Below are 20,993 nucleotides of genomic sequence, written 5' to 3' on the forward strand. Positions count from 1 at the left end.
CAAGCGCCATTAAACGCGTGCCCACGGCGGCGAAATTTGTTATTCGCCGCCGTCAAACGACATCCGCCATTTCGATCGATTGGAAGCTCGATGAGTACGATCCTGAAAAGCCTGCCCAAGGGGGAAAAAGTCGGCATCGCTTTCTCGGGCGGTCTCGACACCAGCGCGGCGCTGCTTTGGATGAAGCAAAAGGGTGCGCGCGTTTTTGCCTATACCGCCAACCTCGGCCAGCCTGACGAGGCCGACTACGACGAGATTCCGCGTAAAGCGCTCGAGTTCGGCGGGGAGAAAGCCCGGCTCGTGGATTGCCGTACCCAACTGGTCCACGAAGGGATTGCCGCGATCCAGTCCGGCGCGTTCCACGTCTCTACCGGCGGCATCGCATACTTCAACACCACGCCGCTCGGGCGCGCGGTGACCGGTACGATGCTGGTCTCGGCGATGAAGGAAGACGGTGTCAACATCTGGGGCGACGGCTCCACCTACAAGGGCAACGATATCGAGCGGTTTTATCGCTACGGCCTGCTCGCCAATCCGAACTTGCGGATCTACAAGCCCTGGCTTGACCAGCAGTTCATCGACGAGCTGGGCGGGCGCGCGGAAATGTCGGCGTTCATGACCGCCAACGGATTCGCCTACAAGATGAGCGCCGAAAAGGCGTACTCGACCGACAGCAATATCCTCGGCGCCACCCATGAGGCCAAGGATCTCGAGCGTCTCGACAGCGGCATCAAGATCGTCAACCCGATCATGGGCGTGCCGTTCTGGCGCGACGACTGCGCCGTCAAGGCCGAACAGGTCGCCGTGCGTTTTGAGGAGGGCCAGCCCGTCGCGCTGAACGGCCAGACGTTCACCGATCCGGTCGCCTTGTTCCTCGAGGCCAACGCCATTGGCGGCCGGCATGGCCTTGGCATGAGCGACCAGATCGAGAACCGGATCATCGAGGCCAAGAGCCGCGGCATTTACGAAGCGCCCGGCATGGCGCTGCTGCACATCGCCTACGAACGCCTGGTCACGGGCATTCACAACGAAGACACTATCGAGCAGTACCGGATCAACGGCATGCGCCTTGGCCGACTGCTGTACCAGGGACGGTGGTTCGATTCCCAGGCCCTCATGCTGCGCGAAACCGCCCATTGGGTGGCACGTGCGGTCACCGGCGAGGTCACGCTCGAGCTGCGCCGTGGCAACGACTACTCGATCCTGAACACCGAGAGCCCCAACCTGACCTATCAGCCGGAGCGGCTGAGCATGGAAAAGGTCGAGGAGGCCGCGTTCTCGCCGGCGGACCGCATCGGCCAGCTCACCATGCGTAACCTCGACATCGCCGATACCCGCGCCAAGCTGAAGCTCTATTCGGACACAGGGTTGCTGGCGGGAAGCGAAGGCTCGGAGATATTCAAGCTCGAAAGCGACAAGGGCTGAGAAACTCTCGTGTCCCGGACGCGATGCAGCGCGTAGCGGTGCGGCGCAGAGCCGGGACCCGAGGGCAGCGCGGATGAGGTGTCCGTTATGGATACGTCATCCGGGACAGATAGATTTTGCCCGCCTGGATTCCTGCCGGGCAGCCGCGCACGCTGCCCGTTCCGTCTGTCCGACCGGAGCCTCGATCATGATCAAGCCCGTCACCATCTCCCTCGCCCTCCTGCTTTCGGCATCAGCAGCCGATGCCCAGACGATCTATCCCATCGACCGCGCCGAAATCCTTTCCGGCGCGCGGTTCGACCTCAAGGTCGAATTTCCCGACAAGGTCGATCCGGCGAAGCTGAAGGTGACGGTCAACGGTCGGGACCATGCCGCTGTCTTCGGCCAGTCCGGAACCTTCGTCGAGCGCGAGGACGGCAAGGACCAGTCGGCGCTGATCCTCCGCGATGTCACGCTGACCGCGCCCGGCCCTGTCGTCGTCGAGGCCGGTGACGGCGCGCGCGGCGGCAAGGTGACATGGACCGTCTACGACACCGGCCCGCGCAAGGCGAAAAATGTCATCCTGTTCATCGGTGACGGCATGTCGCCCTCGCATCGCGTTGCGGCACGGCTGCTTTCCAAGGGCATCGCTGAAGGAAAGAGCCTCGGCAAGCTCGCAATCGACGACATGCCGCATATGGCGCTGGTGGCGACGGCGGGCTCCGATTCGATCATCACCGATTCGGCGAACTCGGCCAGCGCCTATGCCACCGGCCACAAGAGCGCCGTCAATGCGATGGGTGTCTATGCGGATCGCACCAAGGACCCGTTAGACGATCCCAAGGTCGAGACCATTGCGAACCTGGTCAAGCGCCGGCTCAACATGGCGGTAGGCGTCGTCAGCAACACCGAGATCGAGGATGCAACACCCGCGGCGATGGTGGCCCATACCCGCCGCCGCGCCGAGTACGATCAGATTGTTGAGCAATATTTCGCGGCCAAGCCTGATGTGTTGCTCGGCGGCGGCAGCGCCAATTTCCTGCCAAAAGCTGCATCCGGAAAGCGCAAGGATGATGTCGATTATATCGCCCGTTTCCGCGAGGCCGGTTATCCCTTGGCGACCACCGCGGGCGAACTAAACGCGCTCGCGACAAAGTCCGAGACGCGCCGGTTGCTCGGCCTGTTCGCCGCCGGGAATATGGATGGCGCGCTCGACCGCAAATTCCTCAAGGGCGGCGGCGTCAAGAAATTCCCCGAGCAACCTGACCTGACCGAACAGGTTCAGGCTGCGTTGAACGTGCTGTCGAGGAACGAGGCTGGCTTCTTCCTGATGGTTGAGTCCGGAATGATCGACAAATACGCGCATCTGCTCGACATGGAGCGGGCGGTCTACGACACCATCATGCTCGATAATGCCGTGCGCCTCGCCCGCGATTGGGCGAGCAAGCGCGGCGACGACACCCTGATCCTGGTTGTGGCTGACCACAACCATCCCAACAGCCTTGTCGGCACCATCAATGACGACATGAGCACGACGCCGAACGTGCCGTTCCGCGAACGCGTCGGCGTCTACGACAAAGCCGGCTTCCCCAACTATCCGGCGCCTGATGCGGACGGCTATCCGCCGCGCGTCGATGTCAGCCGGCGGCTTGCCATCTTCTCCGCCAGCCTTCCCGACCATTACGAGACCCTCCGTCCCAAGCTCGACGATCCGAACGAGCCGACCGTGAAGGGCGACGATCCCGCGACCTTCAAGGCCAATGAGAAATACAAGGGCGTCCCCGGCGCGGTGCTGAGGCCGGGAAACCTGCCGGCGATGGTCGGGGCGAGCGTGCATTCCGGTGAGGACGTCATCCTCACCGCGACCGGCCCCGGCAGCGAACGCGTGCGGGGCTCGATGGACAATACCGAAGTCTTTCGTGTGATGGCGGAGGCGCTCGGCCTTGCCGCAGTAGGCCGGTAGCTTTTGCGCCGTGAGCTTCATTAAGACGCCGGCGGTGCAAACATCAGTTTGATGCAGCTTCGAAAGATCATGATCTGCCGTTCGAGACGGCCGGGATCGTTCAGCGTCTTGGACATGATGATGGCGCCGTCGACGATGCAGGACAGCATGTCGGCGACATCGTCGAGGTCGACCGGCTCTCTCGGAGGATAGACCGCCGCGATGCCGTCTAGGATCGCGCGGAAGCGCGCGTTCCAGTCCCGCACGGATTGCGCGGTGAGATCGCGTATCTCACGGTCGAACAGCCGCTCCTGATAGCAGATGCTGGCGATCAGGCAGCCCGGATGTCCGTTCGGCAGATCGGCCATGGTTTCCGCAAGCAGCTTCAGTGAAATCAGGAACGCCTGCAGCGGATCGTCCGATAGCTGTTGGCCGCGCCCGAAGATTTCGTCGAACAGGCGATCGTTGGTTGCGACATATCGCCGGACCATTTCGCGGGCGAGCGCGTTCTTGTCCTTGAAGTGGTAGAAGAAGCCGCTCTTGGTGAGGCCGGCCTCGGCGATCACTTCCTCGATCGAGGTCGCGCCGAAGCCTTTGGCGAGCACGGCCGCCTCCGCGATCTCGAGAATTCTCTCGCGGGTGGCTTCGCCCTTGCCCTTCGGGGTCTCCAAAACTGCACTCATGGTACGGTTTCTCCACGGCCGGCAGCGCAGGAGCCTTGCGCCCCGCCGGCAACCATTTGATTTCGTATCATTTTGCAGCTCAAGGTTCATCCGCACCACGAGCCGCCTAGGCGGCCGCGACACTATGAGGCACCAACATCGCCGGACCTGGACGATGCGCGAGAGACGTATCGAGGTCCTCTAATTTCGCGGAGATGTTGAAATGGCCAAATACCGACACGCCCTGCCGCAGCGCCGCGGTGGCGTTTTCCTCACCGATGGCGGCATGGAAACCACGCTGATCTTCCACGAAGGCGTGGAGCTGCCGCACTTCGCTGCCTTTGTGCTGCTGGATAGCGCCGAAGGGCGGGAGAAGCTGAAGCAGTATTATGCCTCCTATCTCGCGGTCGCGCGCGAGCATGGGGTTGGCTTCGTGCTCGACGGCCCGACATGGCGTGCCAATCCGGATTGGGGCACCAAGCTCGGCTATGATGCGTCCGCGCTCGCTGGGATCAATGTCCGTTCGATTGCATTCCTCGAGGAGCTGCGCACCGGCTGGGAACGGCCAGGTGCACCCTGCGTCATCAGCGGCGCCATCGGCCCGCGCGGTGACGGCTACAAGGCAGGCAACATGCAGGCTGACGAAGCCGAGGCCTATCATCGGGCGCAGATTGCGGCCTTCGTCGAAGGCGGCGCCGACATGGTCACCGCCTATACCCTTACCAGCATCAATGAAGCGATCGGCATCGCGCGCAGCGCGGTCGCAAGGGATTCCGGCGGCCATCTCGTTCACTGTGGAGACCAATGGCCGCCTGGTGAAAGGAGAAACGTTGCGTGAGGCGATCGAGACCGTGGATCGCGAGACCGACGGTGCGCCCGAATACTTCCTGATCAACTGCGCGCACCCGACGCATTTCGAAGACACGTTGAAGGCGGGTGAAGCCTGGACCGAACGCATCCATGGCATCAGGGCCAACGCCTCGACAAAGAGCCATGCCGAACTAGACGAATCCGAAACGCTCGATGCGGGTGATCCGGCCGATCTCGGGCGGCGTTATGTTGCGCTCAGGAGCGCGTTTCCCACGATGCGCATTCTTGGCGGCTGCTGCGGCACCGATCACCGGCACGCGGCCGCCATTTGCAAGGCGTGCGTGCCACCGCGGGCCCTCAGCGCGTGATGCAACAAAAATGGCCGGGATTGTTCCCGGCCATTTCATTTTGACTGACCGCCAGGCTCAGCGCGGCGGCGCGGTGCCGGGCGGGGGCGGCGGCAGCGACGCCTGACCGCCAGTGAGCAGCGGCGTGATGTTGCGGATGGTGACGCGCCGGTTGATCGGGCTCGGCCCGTCGATCTGCTCCTTCAGGTACTGCTCGCCATAGCCCTGCGAGGTCAGGTTTTCCGCCGGCACGTTGAACTGCTGCGTCAGCAGGGTGGCGGCGGATTCGGCACGGCGGTCCGACAGCGACAGATTGTCGACGTCGTTTCCGACCGCGTCGGTGTGGCCCTCGATCAGGAATACCGCGCGCGGGTTTTGCTGGATTGCGCGGTTGAGGCCGTCGGCGATCACCTGCAGCTTCGCCGCCTGATCGGGCGGGATTTCCCACGATCCGGTTTCGAAGTTGATGGTGTTGACGTCGATGCTCGGCATGCGCTGGCGCACGGTCGGGCTGTAACGGATTTCGTCCAGCGAATAGCGCCGTTCGATCCGTTCCACCGGCGGCGCCATCAAGGTGTCGTAGATCACCTCCGGCTCCGCCTCCTCGGCATCGACGATGTAGCGGTTATACGGAATGCGTATCGTCGGCGGCGGCAGCGCGACGAAGAAGCCGCCGGCCGCCCGCGGATCGCGGTAGCTGTTGTCGATGATGATGATCTCGCGGCCCCGCTCGTCGCGGCGGATACGGCGCAGCAACTGGCCGTCGCGGCCCATCACGGTGATGACCTGGCTGCCGTCGGGCCTGATGACGACAGTGCGGGTCTCGCCGCCGACGGTCTGGGTCTGGATGTCGCGCGCGCCGTAGCGGAAGCGCTCGACCTCGTTGTGACGGACGTAGGCCTGTCCGCCGGGATCGCGAACGATGATCCGGCCGGGTTCGGTGATAACCGTGCGTCCGCCTTCCTGAATTTCGCGACGCTGGCCGCGGAAGTCGTCGAGGCGCTGCGGCCCTGCGGCCCGAGTGCCCGGCGCGATCACCCTGAGCCCCTCTTGGGTCGGAGGAGGCGGCGCCGGAAGTGGTGCCGTAACCTGCGGCGCACGCTGGAAGGCCGGCGCGACCGTTGGCGGCGCGTTCTGGACTCGGCCGGCCGGCGGCGTGGCGGCCGGGGCACCGGGCACGGCGGTCGGCGCCGCGGGAGCGGTCGTGGTGCCCGGAGCCGCCGGAGTGCCGGCAGCCGGGGGCGCCGTCGGCGCGGGTGTCGCGGCCGGCGGTGTTGCAGCGGGGGCGCCGGGAGCCGGCGCGCCGGGGCGGCCCGTCGGTGGCGTTGGCGCCGGTGTCGGCGCACCTGCCGCCGGAGGTGGTGTGCCGGGGCGTCCCTGCGGTGTCGTTGGCGCCCCCGCCGCCGGAGGCGTCGTCGGGGTCGGGGTGCCCGCGGCTGGTGGCGTCGCGGGCGGCGCGCCGGGACGCGCCGGTGGCGCGGTTGTGGTTCCGCCGGGCGGTGGAGTCGTCGGCGGCGACGCGGCCGGAGCCGGCGTTGGCGAAGGTCTCGCGCCGGCTGCCGGGGGTGGCGGCACGGGAGACGGCGTCCCCTTCTGAGCGGAAGGCGGCGTAGGTGTCGGCGTCGGTGCCGCCGGCTGCTTCGGCGCAGTGGGAGCTGCCGCTGGTGGCGGAGGCGGCGGTGGGGTCGGACGCGCAGGCGCCGCCGCGGGAGGTGGCGGTGTCGGAGTCGGACGCGCGGGCGCGGCCGCAGGAGGCGGCGGCGGAGGCGGTGTTGGACGCGGCGGCGCGGCTGCCGGAGGGGGTGGCGCCGGCGTTGGACGTGGCGGCGGTGCAGCCGCCGGTGGCGGGGGCGGCGGTGCCTGGCGCGGCGGTGGGGCAGCCGCCGGCGGCGGTGGGGCAGGCGTCGGACGTGGAGGCGGCGCCGCGGCGGGAGGCGGCGGGGGGTAGGCGCCGGTCGAGTGGGAGCGGCCGCCGGTGGCGGCGCACCCTTCGGCGGCGGCTGCTGTCCCTTGCCTTTGCCTTCCTCTTCCTTGGCTTGCGCCAGGACAAGCGGAGCGGTCTGCGCATGCGATGCGAAGCTCGCTAGCTGCGTTACCGACAGGGCAGTTGTGGCAAGCAGCACGATGCGAAGGTTTGTCATGATGTCCTTTGGTCCCCGGAAAAGGCCCGGCAGTAGAAAAGGCCTGGCAGTAACGGAAGTGCCGTATTGAGGTATCAGTTGGTCGATCAGCAGCTAATCATTAGGCCGGATTGTGGCGGCTTACAAATCGCCCGTAGCTTTTTATTTCATGAAAGCAAAGGGTTGCATTGCCCCTCGTTCATTGCGCGTTCAGACGGTGCCTTCAAAGTTTGTTTCATTCGGTCTCCGGATCGGTGGCTGGGTTAGGTGTTCGCGGGCCATTCGGCCCACGCACCGGTAGCTCGTCTGGCATCTCGCCCGGCAATTCCCGCGGCTGCGGTGGCCGGCCCGGTTCATGAACCGGTGGCGGCACCTCCGGACGAGGACGACCCGGCGGCTCCTCGCGCGGCGGCTCCGTCGGCTGTCCCGGTGTCGCCGGCGGTACTTCCGGCGGTTCAATCGGCATCAGATCTCCCGGACTACAAGTTCCGGGAACGACAACGACGACGGCGGCGTCAAGTTCCCGCGTGATCCAATAGTGGAACCGGATTACTCGGGTGCGTGGCAGACGGCCTCGATGTTGTGGCCGTCCGGATCGAGCACGAACGCGCCGTAATAGTTCGGATGATAGATCGCGCGGATCCCGGGCGGACCGTTGTCGCGCCCGCCCGCGGCCATCGCCGCCTTGTAGAAGGCATCAACCGTGGCGCGGTCCTTCGCCACGATCGCGACATGCAGCGGCTTGTCCAATCCGCCCTCGCCGCCGATCCAGAAATCGGGCTTTCCGTTGGCGCCGAAACCTGCGGCGGGTTCGTGGCTGTGCTGCTCCTGCGTGACTTCCATCACGAGGGTGTAGTCGAGCGGCGCCAGGGCTTTCAGATAGAAGGCCTTGGAACGTTCATAATCCGAAACCGGAAATCCGATGTGGTCGATCATCAAGCTCTCCTGCGGTTTGAGAGATGGGTTCGCAACGGAAATTCAGCCTCGTGCCAACAGCGTGTTGCTGCGGGTCTTGCCGGTCTCGGCGTAACCTCGCGAGCGCATGTCGGCGATGCAGTCTTGCTGCCATTCGTCCTTCGACAGATGCTCGATCACGATGGCGCGGGGCCACAAGGCCTGCGGTGCGTCGGCGAAGAAGCCGGTCAGCACGCGATCCTCAAATCCTTCGACGTCGATCTTGAGCGCGTCGACATGCGAGACACCAGCCTCCTGCAGGATGCGCTGCAGCCGCAGCGACGGCACCTCGATCGCCTTGCCGGAGGCCCCGCTTGATACGATGTGGCTGGCGCCGAGATTGTCGCCATCGGTTTCGATCATCAACTCGCCATCGGCGGGACCGGCGGCGGCCGCGACGAGCCGCACCTGCGTGTAGCCGGAGGCGGCGTTGTTGAAGGCAAGCCGCGCATGGGTGACCGGGTGCGGCTCGATTGCGATCACCTTGCCGCCGGCGCCGACATGGCGCGCCAGCGCAAGCGCATAGGTGCCGACATTGGCGCCGACATCGACGAATACGCCGCCCGCGGGCACATGCGCGCGGAGAAAACTCAGTTCTTCGAGATTGTAGTCGGGATTGAACAGCGCGCCGCGCTCGGTGGCGCTGGCCTGATGATAGAAGCGGAACGAAGCGCCCTGGTACTGCACGTCGACAGGCCCTGTCCGCAACAGGTTCACCAGCCGCGACAGCATCGGCCGGAACGCACCGCGTTTCAGCCGCGAGCGGTGGGCCAGCAAGATAATGGCGGCCTGTGCGGCATTCGGGGCGAACGCGCCGAACGGCGCGGGCGACGGATCGTTGTCGGGCGTCAAACCTAAGTCCCTCAATTGAAGCGGCGCATGCATAGCCGGTTTTGCACGCGACTCCAATGACATCCGTCGCTCCTGCGAAAGCAGGGGCCCATACGCCGCGGCTTCGCGATTTGGGGCGGTCGGAGTTGATACTCTCCGCATAATCAAGGCTGGCGGTTATGGGTCCCTGCTTTCGCAGGGACGACGGGGATCTTTTGTCGTCTCACGCCGCATTCTTTGTCCCCTTGCGATGACGCAGGAAGCGACCGAGCAGGCGGCGTTTGTCCTTGCGCGGAATCAGGTCGACGTCACTGACTAACTTGGCGCCGCCCTTGCGTCGCTCCAGCACGATCTTGCGGCTGTGGAACGCCTCCAACTCGGCGCGATGCGCGACGCTGACGATGGTGGCGTTCGGCAATTCCTTGATGACGATCTCCATCATCCTGTCCTGGCTCTTCTCGTCGAGCGCCGACGTCGCCTCGTCCAGCACCACGATGTCGGGGTTGTGCAGCAACAGCCGCGCGAAGGCGAGCCGCTGCTTCTCGCCGCCGGACAGCGTCTGGTCCCATGGTCCCTCTTCCTCGATCTTCTCTTTGAGATGGTCGAGGCCGACCTTGTGCAGGGCGTCGCAGATCTGTTCGGTGAGCCAGTCCTCGGCGGCGCCGGGATAGGTAATCGCGCGGCGCAGCGTGCCGGTGGGTATGTAGGGTTTTTGCGGCAGCATGAATAGCCGGCGGTCAGGATGGAAATTGACGCTGCCGCCGCCCCAGGGCCACAGCCCGGCGAGCGCGCGGACCAGCGTGCTCTTGCCGGTGCCGGACTCGCCGGCCACCAGCAATCGCTCGCCGGGTTCGATCACGACTTCGGTCTCGCCGACGACGGCGGTGCCGTCGTCCAGCGTCACCGAGAGATCGTTGAGGCTCAGCACGGCGCCGCCTTCCGTCTCCCCACGCTGGATGCGGCCGATACCGTCGCCCTGCTCGGCGCGCTCCAGGCCGTCGAGCGACATCATCAGCGAAGCGATGCGGCGCGCGCAGGCGTTCCAGTCGGCCAGCCGGGGATAATTGTCGACCAGCCAGCCGAACGCGGTCTGCACGATGGTGAAGGCGGATGCCGCCTGCATCACCTGGCCCAGCGTCATGCTGCCCTCGAGAAATTTTGGCGCGCACAATAATATCGGAACCACCGGCGCGATGAGACCCGATCCATGCGACACCAGCGTGGTGCGCATATGCTGGCCAGCGAGCCGCGCCCATTGCTGCAGCACTTTTGAAAAGGTCTTGTTGATGCCGTCGCGCTCTTCCTCTTCGCCGCCGAGCAGCGCGATGCTCTCGCCGTTCTCGCGCACGCGGGTCAGGACGTAGCGGTATTCGGCCTCGGCCTGGTTCTTGTTTTCGGATACCTGCACGAAGCTTCGCCCGATCGTCGTGATCGAGCCCGAAGCAATCGCAGCGTAGACGATCGCGGCGATCACGAGGAAGCCGGGGATGGTGATGGTCGATCCCGCGAGCGTGATCGTGAGCGCGCCGCCGATGGTCCAGAGCACCACGATGAAGGTGGCGACTGACAGAAATGCCGATGTGACGCCGGCAACGAAATCCACCGGCGAATCGGTCGCGATCCGTAAATCCTCCGCGATGCGGTATTCGGGATTCTGATGATCGCCGCCGACGAGGTTGAGTTGATAGTAGCGGCCGTTGGCCAGCCAGCGCGAGATCACCGCATTCGTCAGCCAGGCGCGCCAGCGCCGTTGAATGCCCATGCGGGCGAACACCTGGGCCACGCCGAGCAACGTGCTGCCGATGGCCAGCGGAAAGAACACCGCGGTGAGAAAATAGACAGTCGCGGCGTCGCGCCTTTCGATGGCGTCGAAGATTGCGCGATTCCAGACATTGATGCCGTACTGAAATCCGACATTGGTGACGATCAGGAGCAGCAGGCCGATCGATAGCAGCCACGCCAGCCGGTCGCCGCCGCTGCCCCAATAGCCGCGCGCGCTGATCCAGAACCGCGTCAGCAGATAATTTTTGCGGGCCTGCTCGGCCTCTTCCGGAGACATTTCCGGATCGGGCTCGACGACCTCCGGCGGCGGCGGTTCGACACGTTCGCCGCCTTCCGCCGTGACGTCCACGAACTCCGAATCTTCTTGCTTCTCAGGGGATTTCTTGGCTGAGGATTTCCTGACAGATGGCTTGGGCTTCACATCGGATCTGGCCATGCCGCGATAACGTAAGGGAAATCAGATGGTTCCTGCCGGTTGTCTGAGTATCCCTCGGCCGTCATTGCAATGACGTGGAAAACGCCGAAGCCAATCATTGGCACTTGCGGCACCTGGATCACGCCCGCGTTTCCGGGCTCGGCTCTACCTTCCGCCGGCCAACCCGGTGCAACACAAGGGAGAGCTGCTCGATCGAGTAGGGCTTTTGCAGCAGCTCGAAACCGTAGCTGCCGTGTTCCGACAGCACGTGGCTGTAACCGCTGGTCAGCACCACCGGCAGGTCGGGATGGCGGCGGCGGACTTCCTGGGCGAGTTCAATGCCGGTCATGCCGGGCATCACGACGTCGGTGAACACGGCATCGAAATGCTCGGCGCCGGCCGCCAGTTCTTCGAGTGCATGCACGGCGTTGCCGACGAGTCTGGTGGCGTAGCCGAGTTCGGCCAGCGCATCGGTGGCGAAGCGCCCGACCTCGGCATTGTCCTCGACCACGAGCACCGACATTCCACTTCCGTCGATCGCCGCGGCATCTGGTGCCGGCGTCTGTCGCGATTTGCCGCTGCCGGCGGTGCGCGGCAGATACAGCGTGAAAATGCTGCCCTTGCCGACTTCGCTGGACACAGCCACTTCGCCGTCGGATTGCTTGGCGAAGCCGAATACCTGCGACAGGCCGAGCCCGGTGCCATGGCCGGCCTGCTTGGTCGTGAAGAAGGGTTCGAAAATGCGTTCGAACTGGTCCGGCGGAATGCCGCTGCCGGTATCGGCGACGGATACGGCCACATAGCCATATGGATGTTGCGGCTGCGGGGCGGCGTTGGGCAGGCTGGCCGCCATTCCGACCGCAATCGTCAGCCGCCCGCGGCCTTCCATAGCGTCCCGCGCGTTCACGGCCATATTGATGATGGCGGTTTCGAACTGTCCGGCGTCGGCGTTGACGAAGCACGGTTCTTCCGGCCCAAGGATGACAATTTCGATGCGCGAACCGATCAGGGTGCCGATCATTTCACTCAGCATCTGCACGGTCCGCCCGACGTCGAACACCTCCGGCTTCAACGTCTGCCGCCGCGCGAAGGCCAGCAATTGCCCGGTCAGCTTGGCGGCGCGGGTCACCGTATCCGAGATCGCATCGATATAGCGCAGCCGCCGCTGTTCCGGCAGGTCGGGCCGCCGCAACAGGTCCACCGAAGCGCCGATCACCGTCAGCAGATTATTGAAGTCGTGCGCCACGCCGCCGGTCAACTGGCCCAGCGCCTCCAGCCGCTGACCGTGCTTCAGCGCTTCCTCGGCCACCCGGCGCTTCTCGGCCTCGAAATAAAGATGGCGCGTCCGGCGCAAGGCCAGCCCCAGCAGGGCAAACAGCAGCGCGGTGGCCGGCGCGCCGAAAATCAGGTGCTGGCTCATGGTGGACAGCCAGCGCGCCCGGATCACCGACGTCTCGAGACCGGCGCTGACATAGATCGGGTATTCGGCCAGCCGCTGATATCCGAGGCGCCGTTCGATGCCGTCGGTCGATGAGGTCACGGTGATGAGGCCGGCCTTGGGATCGGACTTGGGATCAGCCTTGGGATCGGCCGCGATCAGTTTTCCGAGCGCGCCGTTGCGGTCGAGGCGGATGTCTCGGCTTGCGGTGGGAAAACGAGCGAGCACGGTGCCGTCCGTGCGACCGACCGCGAAGAAACTGCCCGGCTCGCGGCCGATCCGGGCGTAGTAATTTTCGAAATATTCCGGCAGCACGGAGGTCTGGATCACGCCTGCGAAGCTGCCGTCCTCGCTCGGGCGCCGTCTGCCGACGCCGAAGAATGCGGCGCCCTGGTAGGGCGGCCGCGGCGTGAGCGCCTCGCCAATATAGGTTCCGATATCGCCGGCGACGTGAGCCTTGAAATAGTCCCGGTCGGAAAAATCGATCTCGGGTGCCGGGACGACGAGGCTGTTGACGAGTGCGTGGCCCTTGGCGTCGAAAATCCAGGCCGACTTCACCTGCGGCAGGGAGGCGACCAACTGCTTCAGCCGTAAATGCAGCGCTTGTTCGCGGGCAACGATGTCAGCGTCGGGAAGGTCGCGGATGATCTCGGCGATCTCCGACAGGCTGCGGTCGATGGTCTCGAATACTTTGAGCGCATGCTCGTGCGCGACATCCAGCGTGCGCTCGATTTCACGGTCGGCCGTTTCGCGGATCGAGACCCAGGAGACCGCCGATGCAAATACAAACAGCGCCAACGGAAGCGCCAATGAGGCGACCATCATCCATTGCAGCAGTCTCAGCGAATTAGGTTGCGCGGTCTGCACGCTCGCTCCGGCTTCGTGGCGAGCTTAACGCAAAGTCGTGCGAGGAATAAAGCGGAGCGGCGAAGGGAACTTGCGCTTCCGGCGGTCCAGCCGGATTGATCATAATAGATTCAAATCCGACCGTTCGCGGTATCCGGGCCGCGGCATCACGCCTAGATCTGGCGCTCGACCATCTTCAGCTTGAGCTCGGCGATGGCTTCCGAGGGGTTCAGGCCCTTCGGGCAGGCCTTGGCGCAGTTCATGATGGTGTGGCAGCGGTACAGCCGGAACGGGTCCTCGAGGTTGTCGAGCCGTTCGCCGGTGGCTTCGTCGCGGGAATCCTTCACCCAGCGCGTCGCCTGCAGCAGCGCGGCGGGCCCGAGGAAGCGCTCGCTGTTCCACCAGTAGCTCGGGCAGGAAGTCGAGCAGCAGGCGCACAGGATGCACTCGTAAAGGCCGTCGAGCTTTTCACGGTCCTCGTGGCTTTGCTTCCATTCCTTCTGCGGCGTCGGCGTCGTGGTCTTCAGCCACGGCTCGATCGAGGCATATTGCGCGTAGAAGTTCGTGAGGTCGGGCACCAGGTCCTTCACGACCGGCTGATGCGGCAGCGGATTGACCTTCACCGCGCCACCTGCGGCCACGTCGTGCATCGACTTGGTGCACGCCAGCGTGTTCTGGCCGTCGATGTTCATGGCACAGGAGCCGCAGACGCCTTCGCGGCACGAGCGGCGGAAGGTCAGCGTCGGGTCGATGTTGTTCTTGATCCAGATCAGGCCGTCCAGCACCATCGGCCCGCAATCGTTGATGTCGACATGATAGGTGTCGACGCTCGGGTTCTTGCCGTCGTCCGGATTCCAGCGATAGACCCGGAACTCGCGCGTCTCGGTCGCGCCTGCCGGCTTCGGCCAGGCCTTGCCGCCGGTGATCTTCGAATTTTTCGGAAGCGTGAATTCAGCCATGCTTGCAAGCCTTCGCTGTCGTCATCAATACACCCGCGCCTTCGGCGGGATGTACTGGACGTCGTTCGTCATCGTGTAGTCGTGCACCGGGCGGTAATCGATCACGGTCTTGCCGTTCGGATCGATCCAGGCCAGCGTGTGCTTCATCCAGTTCTTGTCGTCGCGCTCGGCAAAGTCCTCGCGCGCGTGGGCGCCGCGGCTTTCGGTGCGGTTCGCCGCCGAATCCATGGTAACCACCGCCTGCACGATCAGATTATCGAATTCGAGCGTCTCGATCAGGTCGGAATTCCACACCAGGGAGCGGTCGGTGGTCGCGATGTCGCCGATGCCGCCATGCACCTTGTGAATCAGGTTCTGGCCTTCGTGAAGGATTTCGCCGGTGCGGAACACCGCGCAATTGTTCTGCATCACGTGCTGCATGCTGTCCCGCAGCTTCGCGGTCGGCGTGCCGCCGGAAGCATGGCGGTAATGGTCGAGCCGTCCGAGCGCCATGTCGGCGGAATCCTTCGGCAGTTCGGGCTGCTTGCCGTTCGGCGTCAGCTTTTCGGCGAGCCGCAGCGCTGCCGCGCGGCCGAACACGACGAGGTCGATCAGCGAGTTGGAGCCGAGCCGGTTGGCGCCATGCACGGACACGCAGGCCGCTTCGCCGATCGCCATCAGGCCCGGCACCACGGCATTGTCGTCGCCGTCCTTCTTGGTCAGGACTTCGGCGTGATAATTGGTGGGAATGCCGCCCATGTTGTAGTGCACCGTCGGCACGATCGGAATCGGCTCGCGGGTGACGTCGACATTGGCGAAGATCTTCGCCGATTCGGAAATGCCGGGCAGCCGTTCCTGCAGCACCTTCGGATCGAGATGATCGAGGTGCAGATAAATGTGGTCTTTCTTCTTGCCGACGCCGCGGCCTTCGCGGATCTCGATGGTCATCGAGCGCGAGACCACGTCGCGCGAAGCGAGGTCCTTGGCGGAGGGCGCATAGCGCTCCATGAAGCGCTCGCCCTCGGAATTGACGAGATAGCCGCCTTCGCCGCGCGCGCCCTCGGTGACGAGACAGCCGGCGCCGTAGATCCCGGTCGGGTGGAACTGGACGAACTCCATGTCCTGCAACGGCAGGCCGGCGCGCAGCACCATGCCGCCGCCGTCGCCGGTGCAGGTATGCGCCGAGGTGCAGGAGGCGTAGGCGCGGCCATAGCCGCCGGTGGCGAGAATCGTGGTCTGGGCACGGAAGCGGTGCAGCGTACCGTCGTCGAGCTTGAGCGCGATGACACCGCGGCAGACGCCCTGGTCGTCCATGATCAGGTCGATGGCGAAGAATTCGATATAGAACTCGGCCGAATGGCGCAGCGCCTGGCCGTACATCGTGTGCAGCATGGCGTGACCGGTGCGGTCGGCGGCGGCGCAGGTGCGCTGCGCCTGGCCCTTGCCGTAGTCCATGGTCATGCCGCCGAACGGACGCTGGTAGATCTTGCCGTCCTCGGTGCGCGAGAACGGCACGCCCCAATGCTCCAGCTCGTAGACGGCTTCCGGCGCGTTGCGCACCATGTATTCGATCGCGTCCTGGTCGCCGAGCCAGTCCGACCCCTTGACGGTGTCGTACATGTGCCAGCGCCAGTCGTCCTGATGCATGTTGCCGAGCGAAGCCGAAATGCCGCCTTGGGCCGCGACCGTATGCGAGCGCGTCGGGAACACTTTCGTAATACAGGCGGTACGCAGGCCAGCCTCGCTGCAGCCGACCACGGCGCGCAGGCCAGCGCCGCCGGCGCCGACGACCACGACGTCGTAGGTGTGGTCCTCGATCGGATAGGCTTTTCCGTTGCTGGCCGGTCCACTGGCCTTAGTGGCCTTGCCGTTACCTTCGGCGGCCGTACCTTGAGAGGCCATGGGTTACACTCCCGATGACAATTTGACGATCGCGTAGATCGACGCCAAGGCGACCGCGATACAGAAGAAATTATTGGCCATCACACTGGCGAGCTTCAGCGTCTCGTTGTGCACATAGTCCTCGATTATGATCTGCATGCCGATCTTCATGTGCCAGGCGCTGGCGATGATGAAGAGGACCAGGATGATGGCGATCGGAAGCGAGCCGAGGATTTGCGCTGCGCCGGCCTGATTGCGGCCGATCAGCATCAGCACGATCACGATGACGGGCACGATCAGCAGCGTCATCGCCACCGCCGTAAGGCGCTGGCGCCAGAAATCGGTGGTGCCGGAATGCGAGGAACCGAGATTGCGGACGCGGCCGAGCGGCGTGCGCATCGAGGAGGGGCGGCTCATCGTCCGCCTCCGACCGTATAGGCGATGATCCAGACCAGGACGGTCAGCGAAATGCCGGCGATCAGCGCGCCCCAGGTGAGGGCCTCGCGCTCGTTGGCCTTGAAGCCGTAGCCGAGGTCCCAGAAGAAGTAGCGGATACCGCTGACCAGATGGTGCAGCAGCGCCCAAGTGTAGCCGAACACGATCAGCTTGCCGATGATGCTGCCGGTGAAGGCCTGGACATTGGCGTACGCCCCGGGGCCGGACGCCGCTGCAATCAGCCACCAGGCGAGCAGTAGCGTGCCGAAATAGAGCGCAATCCCGGTGGCGCGGTGGACGACGGAAAGCGCCATCGTCAGGGTGACGCGGTAGGTCTGCAAATGGGGCGATAGCGGTCGTTCGATCCTGGCGGTCATTCGGCGGCTTTTTACGTTGTGTGGGACCGCGGCCGGCCCACCGGGGAACGCGGTAGATGAATTCTATTTACGTAGTCGAAACAGTCCGCGCAACGGCCAAATCGTTTTGTATCGAACAGCGATTCACTGCTACGGGGCTGCGAAACGAGAACGATTCAGCAGGTTGGTATACCAGAATGAGTTTGAACGGCCAAAGAAATGAACTAGAGATCACATGTTTGGTCGACGCGCGCCCGAATGGATTGGTTCGGCGTTAGGTTCAACGAGATAGTCGAAAAGTGTTCTGATCTTTCAGCGGTGTCAGCGGCGACGGCTGATCCGCGACTTGGCCTCCTCTGCTTGCCCTACAAGACGCCGGTGCGTTCTTGGGAGCCGGCGGTCAGCGCATCGAGGGCTATTCAGCCAGAGCCGACCGGATATGCGGATTTTGCGGCCCCTGTCAGCGCGCTGTCGGGATCCTTGGCCGGCGTGTTCGGCATCGGCGCCGAGCCTTGCCGGCGCGGGAAAGCTGGAAGCTCAGTGATGATTTTGCCGAAGGGATTTTTGATCCGCATCTACGGCTTTTTCGTCGGGTTGTTGTCGACCTTGATGGGCCTAGTTGAGACGCGTCGCGGATCCCTCAGCCTTCAGCCGCACCTCGCTATGACGCCATTTGCGGATATCGCCTTGACGTTCGAGGCGACCAGCTTCAACCAAGACCTGAATGCGGGCAGCGAACATTTCGTCGGTAACGCCGAGGCCGCGTTCATGGCCTTGTTTTACGGCATACCAGATGATGGCTGCCATCTTCCGCCAGCGAGGTACGATAATCGAGAGGATGATTTGGTCGACCTGCTCCTCGGATGCGGTGGGCGGAAGCTGAACCTGGTCCCAACGCAACGAGCTGTTGATTTCGGGAAACTCGTCAAACGGAAGCAAATCGGGAAAGCGCTGAAGAATCTCTTGCAGTAGCTCCGAGTTGAGCTTGATGACAAGATCCCTGACGGAGGCGGCGTCCTTGTCGTGGCCGGCGAGAATGTTTGCAGCCGCCCTCGCTTCATCAAGTTCGCGGGCCGCAGTGAGCAAATAATCGAGGATCTCGGCCGCCTGGTCTTCATCCATCTCTGCCCCGGAGCGGCCGCGCGCCTAACTCTTCGTGTAGATACTCTTATACATATCCCGCAAAATATTCTTCTGCACCTTGCCCATGGCGTTGCGCGGCAATTCGTCGACGACGAAGACGCGCTTCGGCATCTTGAATTTGGCAAGTCGTCCGTCGAGCGCTTTCAGCACGCCGGCCTCGGTGACGTCTGCGCCCTTGTTGCAGACCAGCACCGCGGTGACGCCTTCGCCGAAATCGGCATGCGGCACGCCGATGACAGCGGATTCGATCACGCCCGGCATGGCGTCGATCTCGCTTTCGATTTCCTTGGGATAGACGTTGAAGCCGCCTGATATCACCAGATCCTTGCCGCGGCCGAGGATGTGCACATAGCCCTTGGCGTCGATCTTGCCGAGATCGCCGGTGATGAAGAAGCCGTCGTCGCGAAACTCGGCTTTTGTCTTCTCCGGCATGCGCCAGTAGCCCTTGAACACGTTGGGCCCTTTCACCTCGATCATGCCGATCTCGTCGCGCGCGAGCTCCTTGCCGGTCTCGGGATCAGTGACGCGGACGGAAACGCCGGGCAGGGGATGGCCGACGGCACCGGGGACGCGTTCGCCATCATAGGGGTTGGAGGTGTTCATGTTGGTCTCGGTCATGCCGTAGCGTTCCAGCACGGCGTGGCCGGTGCGCGCGGCCCATTCGCGATGGGTGTCGGCGAGCAGCGGCGCCGAGCCCGAGATGAACAGCCGCATGTGGCTGGTCGATTCCTTCGACAGCGCCGGGCTCTGCAACAGCCGCGTGTAGAAGGTCGGCACGCCCATCAGCACGGTGGCGCGCGCCATCAGCTTGATGATCATTTCAGGATCGAATTTCGGCAGGAAGATCATCGAGGCGCGGGCGAACAGCGTAACGTTGCTCGCCACGAACAGGCCGTGGGTGTGATAGATCGGCAGCGCGTGGATCAGCACGTCCTTATCGGTGAAGCGCCAATAGTCGACCAGGCTGTAGGAGTTCGACGCCAGATTGTCGTGCGTCAGCATCGCTCCCTTGGAGCGGCCGGTGGTGCCTGAGGTGTAGAGAATGGCAGCCAGATCGCTCATTGCCGCGGGCGACCGTTGCGAAGGCGGCATCGGCCTTGGCGGCGGCGTCCGTCAGTGATCCCTTGCCGTCGGGCCCGAGCGTTTCGACCTTTGCCTTCACCTTGCCGCGATGGCGCCGATGCCCTCGGCCTTGGACGGATCGCAGACGACCAGCGCGGGCTCGGCGTCGGAGATGAAGTAGTCGAGCTCGTTCAGCGTATAGGCGGTGTTGAGCGGCAAATAGACCGCGCCCGCGCGTACGGTTGCGAGATAGAGCACCAGCGCCGGGACCGATTTCTCGGTCTGGGCTGCGACGCGGTCGCCGGGCTTGACGCCGCGCGAGACCAGCACATTCGCCGTCTGGCCGGCGCGAGCGATCAGCTCGCCATAGCTGATGCACGTGCCATCGAGCATCTCGATCGCGAGCCGGTTCGGATCGTCGAGCGTGTCGAACAGGCGGGAAAACAGGTTGGCGTTGGCGGTCGTGTTCATGCAAAACTTCCCCAAGAGGGCGCTGGCCTGCGAATTTCGCAGGTTGGAATAGCAAGAACGCCCTTCAAAAAGCAACGGAGACAGTTTGCATGACAAATGGCGGGAAACGCGTGGCCTGGGTGACGGGCGGTGGCAGCGGGATTGGCGAGGCCGGCGCCGAGGCGCTGGCAGCCGATGGCTGGACGGTGGTGGTCTAGGGGCGGCGGAAAGATGCCCTCGACAAGGTCGTGGCCAATATCACCCAAAAGGGCGGCAAGGCCGAGGCGATCGCGCTCGATGTCAGCAACAAGGCGGATGTCGACAAGGCGGCGGAGCGGATCCTCAGCCGACACGGCCGGATCGACCTCCTGGTCAACAGTGCCGGCATCAACGTGCCGAAGCGAAGCTGGGCCGACATGGAACTGGAGGGCTGGGACAAGGTCGTCGATATCAACCTCAACGGCGTGCTCTACTGCATGCGCGCGGTGCTGCCGGCGATGCGAAAACAGCAGGAGGGCTGCATCATCAACGTCGCGTCCTGGGCCGGCCGTCACGTGTCAAAGATGCCGGGCCCGGCCTACACCACGACAAAACATGCGGTGCTGGCGCTGACCCATTCCTTCAACATGGACGAGTGCGTCAATGGCCTGCGCGCCTGCTGCCTGTCGCCGGGCGAGGTCGCGACCCCGATCCTGAAATCGCGGCCGGTGGTGCCCTCGGACGAAGAGCAGGCCAAAATGCTGCAGCCGGAAGATTGCGGCCGCACCATCGCCTTCGTCGCCAGCCTGCCGCCGCGGGTCTGCGTCAACGAGATCCTGATCAGCCCGACGCATAATCGCGGCTTCATCCAGACGCCGGCGAACAGGGATTAAGGCGAGTTCTCTCCCACGGTCGTCCCTGCGAACGCAGGGACCCGTAACCACAGGCGATCGTGGTTGCGCACCAGCGGTGGGCCATAGCGCTCGCCATAACTCACACCTGTGGTTATGGGCCCCTGCTTTTCGCAGGGGCGACGGGAGAGTTGGTGGCGTGTCACCGCACGGACGACGCCCCCAAAAGTTTCAAGCATCACGATAATTTATTCGCCGAAACCGGCCCAAAAACCTCCCGTAGCTCGGGCCAACGACGACGAAATCAACCGGTCCATCGACCAGCGTCGTTGTTTTCATCACCGGCG

At 64.1% G+C, this 20,993-nt stretch carries 16 protein-coding genes and 3 pseudogenes; 5 read left to right on the forward strand and 14 right to left on the reverse strand.

What is annotated here, in order from left to right:
• Nucleotides 1–90 precede the first annotated feature (90 nt).
• Both argG and ACFXS9_RS34910 read left to right on the forward strand, forming a co-directional pair.
• Nucleotides 91–1,425 carry an argininosuccinate synthase gene (argG, locus tag ACFXS9_RS34905; protein ID WP_392697205.1) on the forward strand — a complete coding sequence of 445 codons (1,335 nt, stop codon included), beginning with the start codon at nt 91–93 and terminating at the stop codon, nt 1,423–1,425.
• A 187-nt stretch (nt 1,426–1,612) separates the two neighbouring features.
• Nucleotides 1,613–3,367: an alkaline phosphatase gene (locus tag ACFXS9_RS34910; protein WP_392697207.1), complete on the forward strand. Its 1,755-nt coding sequence runs from the start codon at nt 1,613–1,615 to the stop codon at nt 3,365–3,367.
• Nucleotides 3,368–3,387: 20 nt separating this feature from the next.
• Here ACFXS9_RS34910 and ACFXS9_RS34915 read toward each other — a convergent pair whose 3' ends face one another.
• Nucleotides 3,388–4,029, reverse strand: a complete 642-nt coding sequence (locus tag ACFXS9_RS34915) for a TetR/AcrR family transcriptional regulator (RefSeq protein WP_392697210.1) — start codon at nt 4,027–4,029, stop codon at nt 3,388–3,390.
• Between the two features lie 202 nt (nt 4,030–4,231).
• Between ACFXS9_RS34915 and ACFXS9_RS34920 the strand changes: the two are divergent.
• A pseudogene (locus ACFXS9_RS34920) lies at nt 4,232–5,186 on the forward strand (homocysteine S-methyltransferase family protein).
• Nucleotides 5,187–5,243: 57 nt separating this feature from the next.
• Here ACFXS9_RS34920 and ACFXS9_RS34925 read toward each other — a convergent pair.
• Nucleotides 5,244–6,740, reverse strand: a complete 1,497-nt coding sequence (locus ACFXS9_RS34925) for an OmpA family protein (RefSeq protein ID WP_392697213.1) — start codon at nt 6,738–6,740, stop codon at nt 5,244–5,246.
• Nucleotides 6,741–6,778: 38 nt separating this feature from the next.
• Between ACFXS9_RS34925 and ACFXS9_RS34930 the strand changes: the two genes are divergently transcribed.
• Complete coding sequence (locus tag ACFXS9_RS34930; protein WP_392697216.1) at nt 6,779–7,252, forward strand: hypothetical protein; 474 nt, start codon at nt 6,779–6,781, stop codon at nt 7,250–7,252.
• A 268-nt stretch (nt 7,253–7,520) separates the two neighbouring features.
• Here ACFXS9_RS34930 and ACFXS9_RS34935 read toward each other — a convergent pair whose 3' ends face one another.
• The 12 genes and pseudogenes from ACFXS9_RS34935 to ACFXS9_RS34990 form a co-directional block, all read right to left on the reverse strand.
• Nucleotides 7,521–7,751 carry a hypothetical protein gene (locus tag ACFXS9_RS34935; protein ID WP_082637337.1) on the reverse strand — a complete coding sequence of 77 codons (231 nt, stop codon included), beginning with the start codon at nt 7,749–7,751 and terminating at the stop codon, nt 7,521–7,523.
• Nucleotides 7,752–7,834: 83 nt separating this feature from the next.
• Nucleotides 7,835–8,221, reverse strand: coding sequence for a VOC family protein (locus ACFXS9_RS34940; protein WP_392697219.1), 387 nt, complete (start codon nt 8,219–8,221; stop codon nt 7,835–7,837).
• Nucleotides 8,222–8,263: 42 nt separating this feature from the next.
• Nucleotides 8,264–9,091 carry an FkbM family methyltransferase gene (locus tag ACFXS9_RS34945; RefSeq protein ID WP_392700174.1) on the reverse strand — a complete coding sequence of 276 codons (828 nt, stop codon included), beginning with the start codon at nt 9,089–9,091 and terminating at the stop codon, nt 8,264–8,266.
• 202 nt (nt 9,092–9,293) lie between these two features.
• Nucleotides 9,294–11,288: an ABC transporter ATP-binding protein/permease gene (locus tag ACFXS9_RS34950; RefSeq protein WP_392697222.1), complete on the reverse strand. Its 1,995-nt coding sequence runs from the start codon at nt 11,286–11,288 to the stop codon at nt 9,294–9,296.
• A 118-nt stretch (nt 11,289–11,406) separates the two neighbouring features.
• Nucleotides 11,407–13,572, reverse strand: coding sequence for an ATP-binding protein (locus ACFXS9_RS34955; protein WP_392697224.1), 2,166 nt, complete (start codon nt 13,570–13,572; stop codon nt 11,407–11,409).
• Nucleotides 13,573–13,724: 152 nt separating this feature from the next.
• Nucleotides 13,725–14,510 carry a succinate dehydrogenase iron-sulfur subunit gene (locus tag ACFXS9_RS34960; protein WP_028348437.1) on the reverse strand — a complete coding sequence of 262 codons (786 nt, stop codon included), beginning with the start codon at nt 14,508–14,510 and terminating at the stop codon, nt 13,725–13,727.
• A 24-nt stretch (nt 14,511–14,534) separates the two neighbouring features.
• Nucleotides 14,535–16,391: a succinate dehydrogenase flavoprotein subunit gene (sdhA, locus tag ACFXS9_RS34965; RefSeq protein WP_392697227.1), complete on the reverse strand. Its 1,857-nt coding sequence runs from the start codon at nt 16,389–16,391 to the stop codon at nt 14,535–14,537.
• Nucleotides 16,392–16,394: 3 nt separating this feature from the next.
• Complete coding sequence (gene sdhD / locus ACFXS9_RS34970; RefSeq protein ID WP_065744792.1) at nt 16,395–16,769, reverse strand: succinate dehydrogenase, hydrophobic membrane anchor protein; 375 nt, start codon at nt 16,767–16,769, stop codon at nt 16,395–16,397.
• 14 nt (nt 16,770–16,783) lie between these two features.
• Complete coding sequence (gene sdhC / locus ACFXS9_RS34975; protein ID WP_334379755.1) at nt 16,784–17,182, reverse strand: succinate dehydrogenase, cytochrome b556 subunit; 399 nt, start codon at nt 17,180–17,182, stop codon at nt 16,784–16,786.
• Between the two features lie 398 nt (nt 17,183–17,580).
• The gene (locus ACFXS9_RS34980) at nt 17,581–17,736 is read right to left on the reverse strand and encodes a hypothetical protein (protein WP_392697230.1); all 156 of its coding nucleotides are present in this window, start codon (nt 17,734–17,736) and stop codon (nt 17,581–17,583) included.
• Between the two features lie 40 nt (nt 17,737–17,776).
• Complete coding sequence (locus ACFXS9_RS34985) at nt 17,777–18,283, reverse strand: DUF3658 domain-containing protein (RefSeq protein ID WP_392697233.1); 507 nt, start codon at nt 18,281–18,283, stop codon at nt 17,777–17,779.
• 24 nt (nt 18,284–18,307) lie between these two features.
• Nucleotides 18,308–19,837: pseudogene (locus tag ACFXS9_RS34990) on the reverse strand (malonyl-CoA synthase).
• An 89-nt stretch (nt 19,838–19,926) separates the two neighbouring features.
• Between ACFXS9_RS34990 and ACFXS9_RS34995 the strand changes: the two are divergent.
• Nucleotides 19,927–20,688: pseudogene (locus ACFXS9_RS34995) on the forward strand (SDR family oxidoreductase).
• Nucleotides 20,689–20,993: the final 305 nt, after the last annotated feature.

Origin of the sequence: Bradyrhizobium sp. RDI18 (assembly GCF_043203335.1) — a bacterium.
GTDB classification, from domain to species: Bacteria; Pseudomonadota; Alphaproteobacteria; order Rhizobiales; family Xanthobacteraceae; genus Bradyrhizobium; species Bradyrhizobium retamae.

What these genes read in the sequence shown, in the direction of transcription:
- argG (WP_392697205.1), top strand. Translation starts at nt 91, where the DNA reads ATGAGTACGATCCTGAAAAGCCTGCCCAAGGGGGAAAAAGTCGGCATC.
- ACFXS9_RS34910 (WP_392697207.1), top strand. Translation starts at nt 1,613, where the DNA reads ATGATCAAGCCCGTCACCATCTCCCTCGCCCTCCTGCTTTCGGCATCA.
- ACFXS9_RS34915 (WP_392697210.1), bottom strand. Translation starts at nt 4,029, where the DNA reads ATGAGTGCAGTTTTGGAGACCCCGAAGGGCAAGGGCGAAGCCACCCGC.
- ACFXS9_RS34935 (WP_082637337.1), bottom strand. Translation starts at nt 7,751, where the DNA reads ATGCCGATTGAACCGCCGGAAGTACCGCCGGCGACACCGGGACAGCCG.
- ACFXS9_RS34940 (WP_392697219.1), bottom strand. Translation starts at nt 8,221, where the DNA reads ATGATCGACCACATCGGATTTCCGGTTTCGGATTATGAACGTTCCAAG.
- ACFXS9_RS34950 (WP_392697222.1), bottom strand. Translation starts at nt 11,288, where the DNA reads ATGGCCAGATCCGATGTGAAGCCCAAGCCATCTGTCAGGAAATCCTCA.
- ACFXS9_RS34960 (WP_028348437.1), bottom strand. Translation starts at nt 14,510, where the DNA reads ATGGCTGAATTCACGCTTCCGAAAAATTCGAAGATCACCGGCGGCAAG.
- sdhA (WP_392697227.1), bottom strand. Translation starts at nt 16,391, where the DNA reads ATGGCCTCTCAAGGTACGGCCGCCGAAGGTAACGGCAAGGCCACTAAG.
- sdhD (WP_065744792.1), bottom strand. Translation starts at nt 16,769, where the DNA reads ATGCGCACGCCGCTCGGCCGCGTCCGCAATCTCGGTTCCTCGCATTCC.
- sdhC (WP_334379755.1), bottom strand. Translation starts at nt 17,182, where the DNA reads ATGACCGCCAGGATCGAACGACCGCTATCGCCCCATTTGCAGACCTAC.
- ACFXS9_RS34980 (WP_392697230.1), bottom strand. Translation starts at nt 17,736, where the DNA reads ATGCGGATCAAAAATCCCTTCGGCAAAATCATCACTGAGCTTCCAGCT.
- ACFXS9_RS34985 (WP_392697233.1), bottom strand. Translation starts at nt 18,283, where the DNA reads ATGGATGAAGACCAGGCGGCCGAGATCCTCGATTATTTGCTCACTGCG.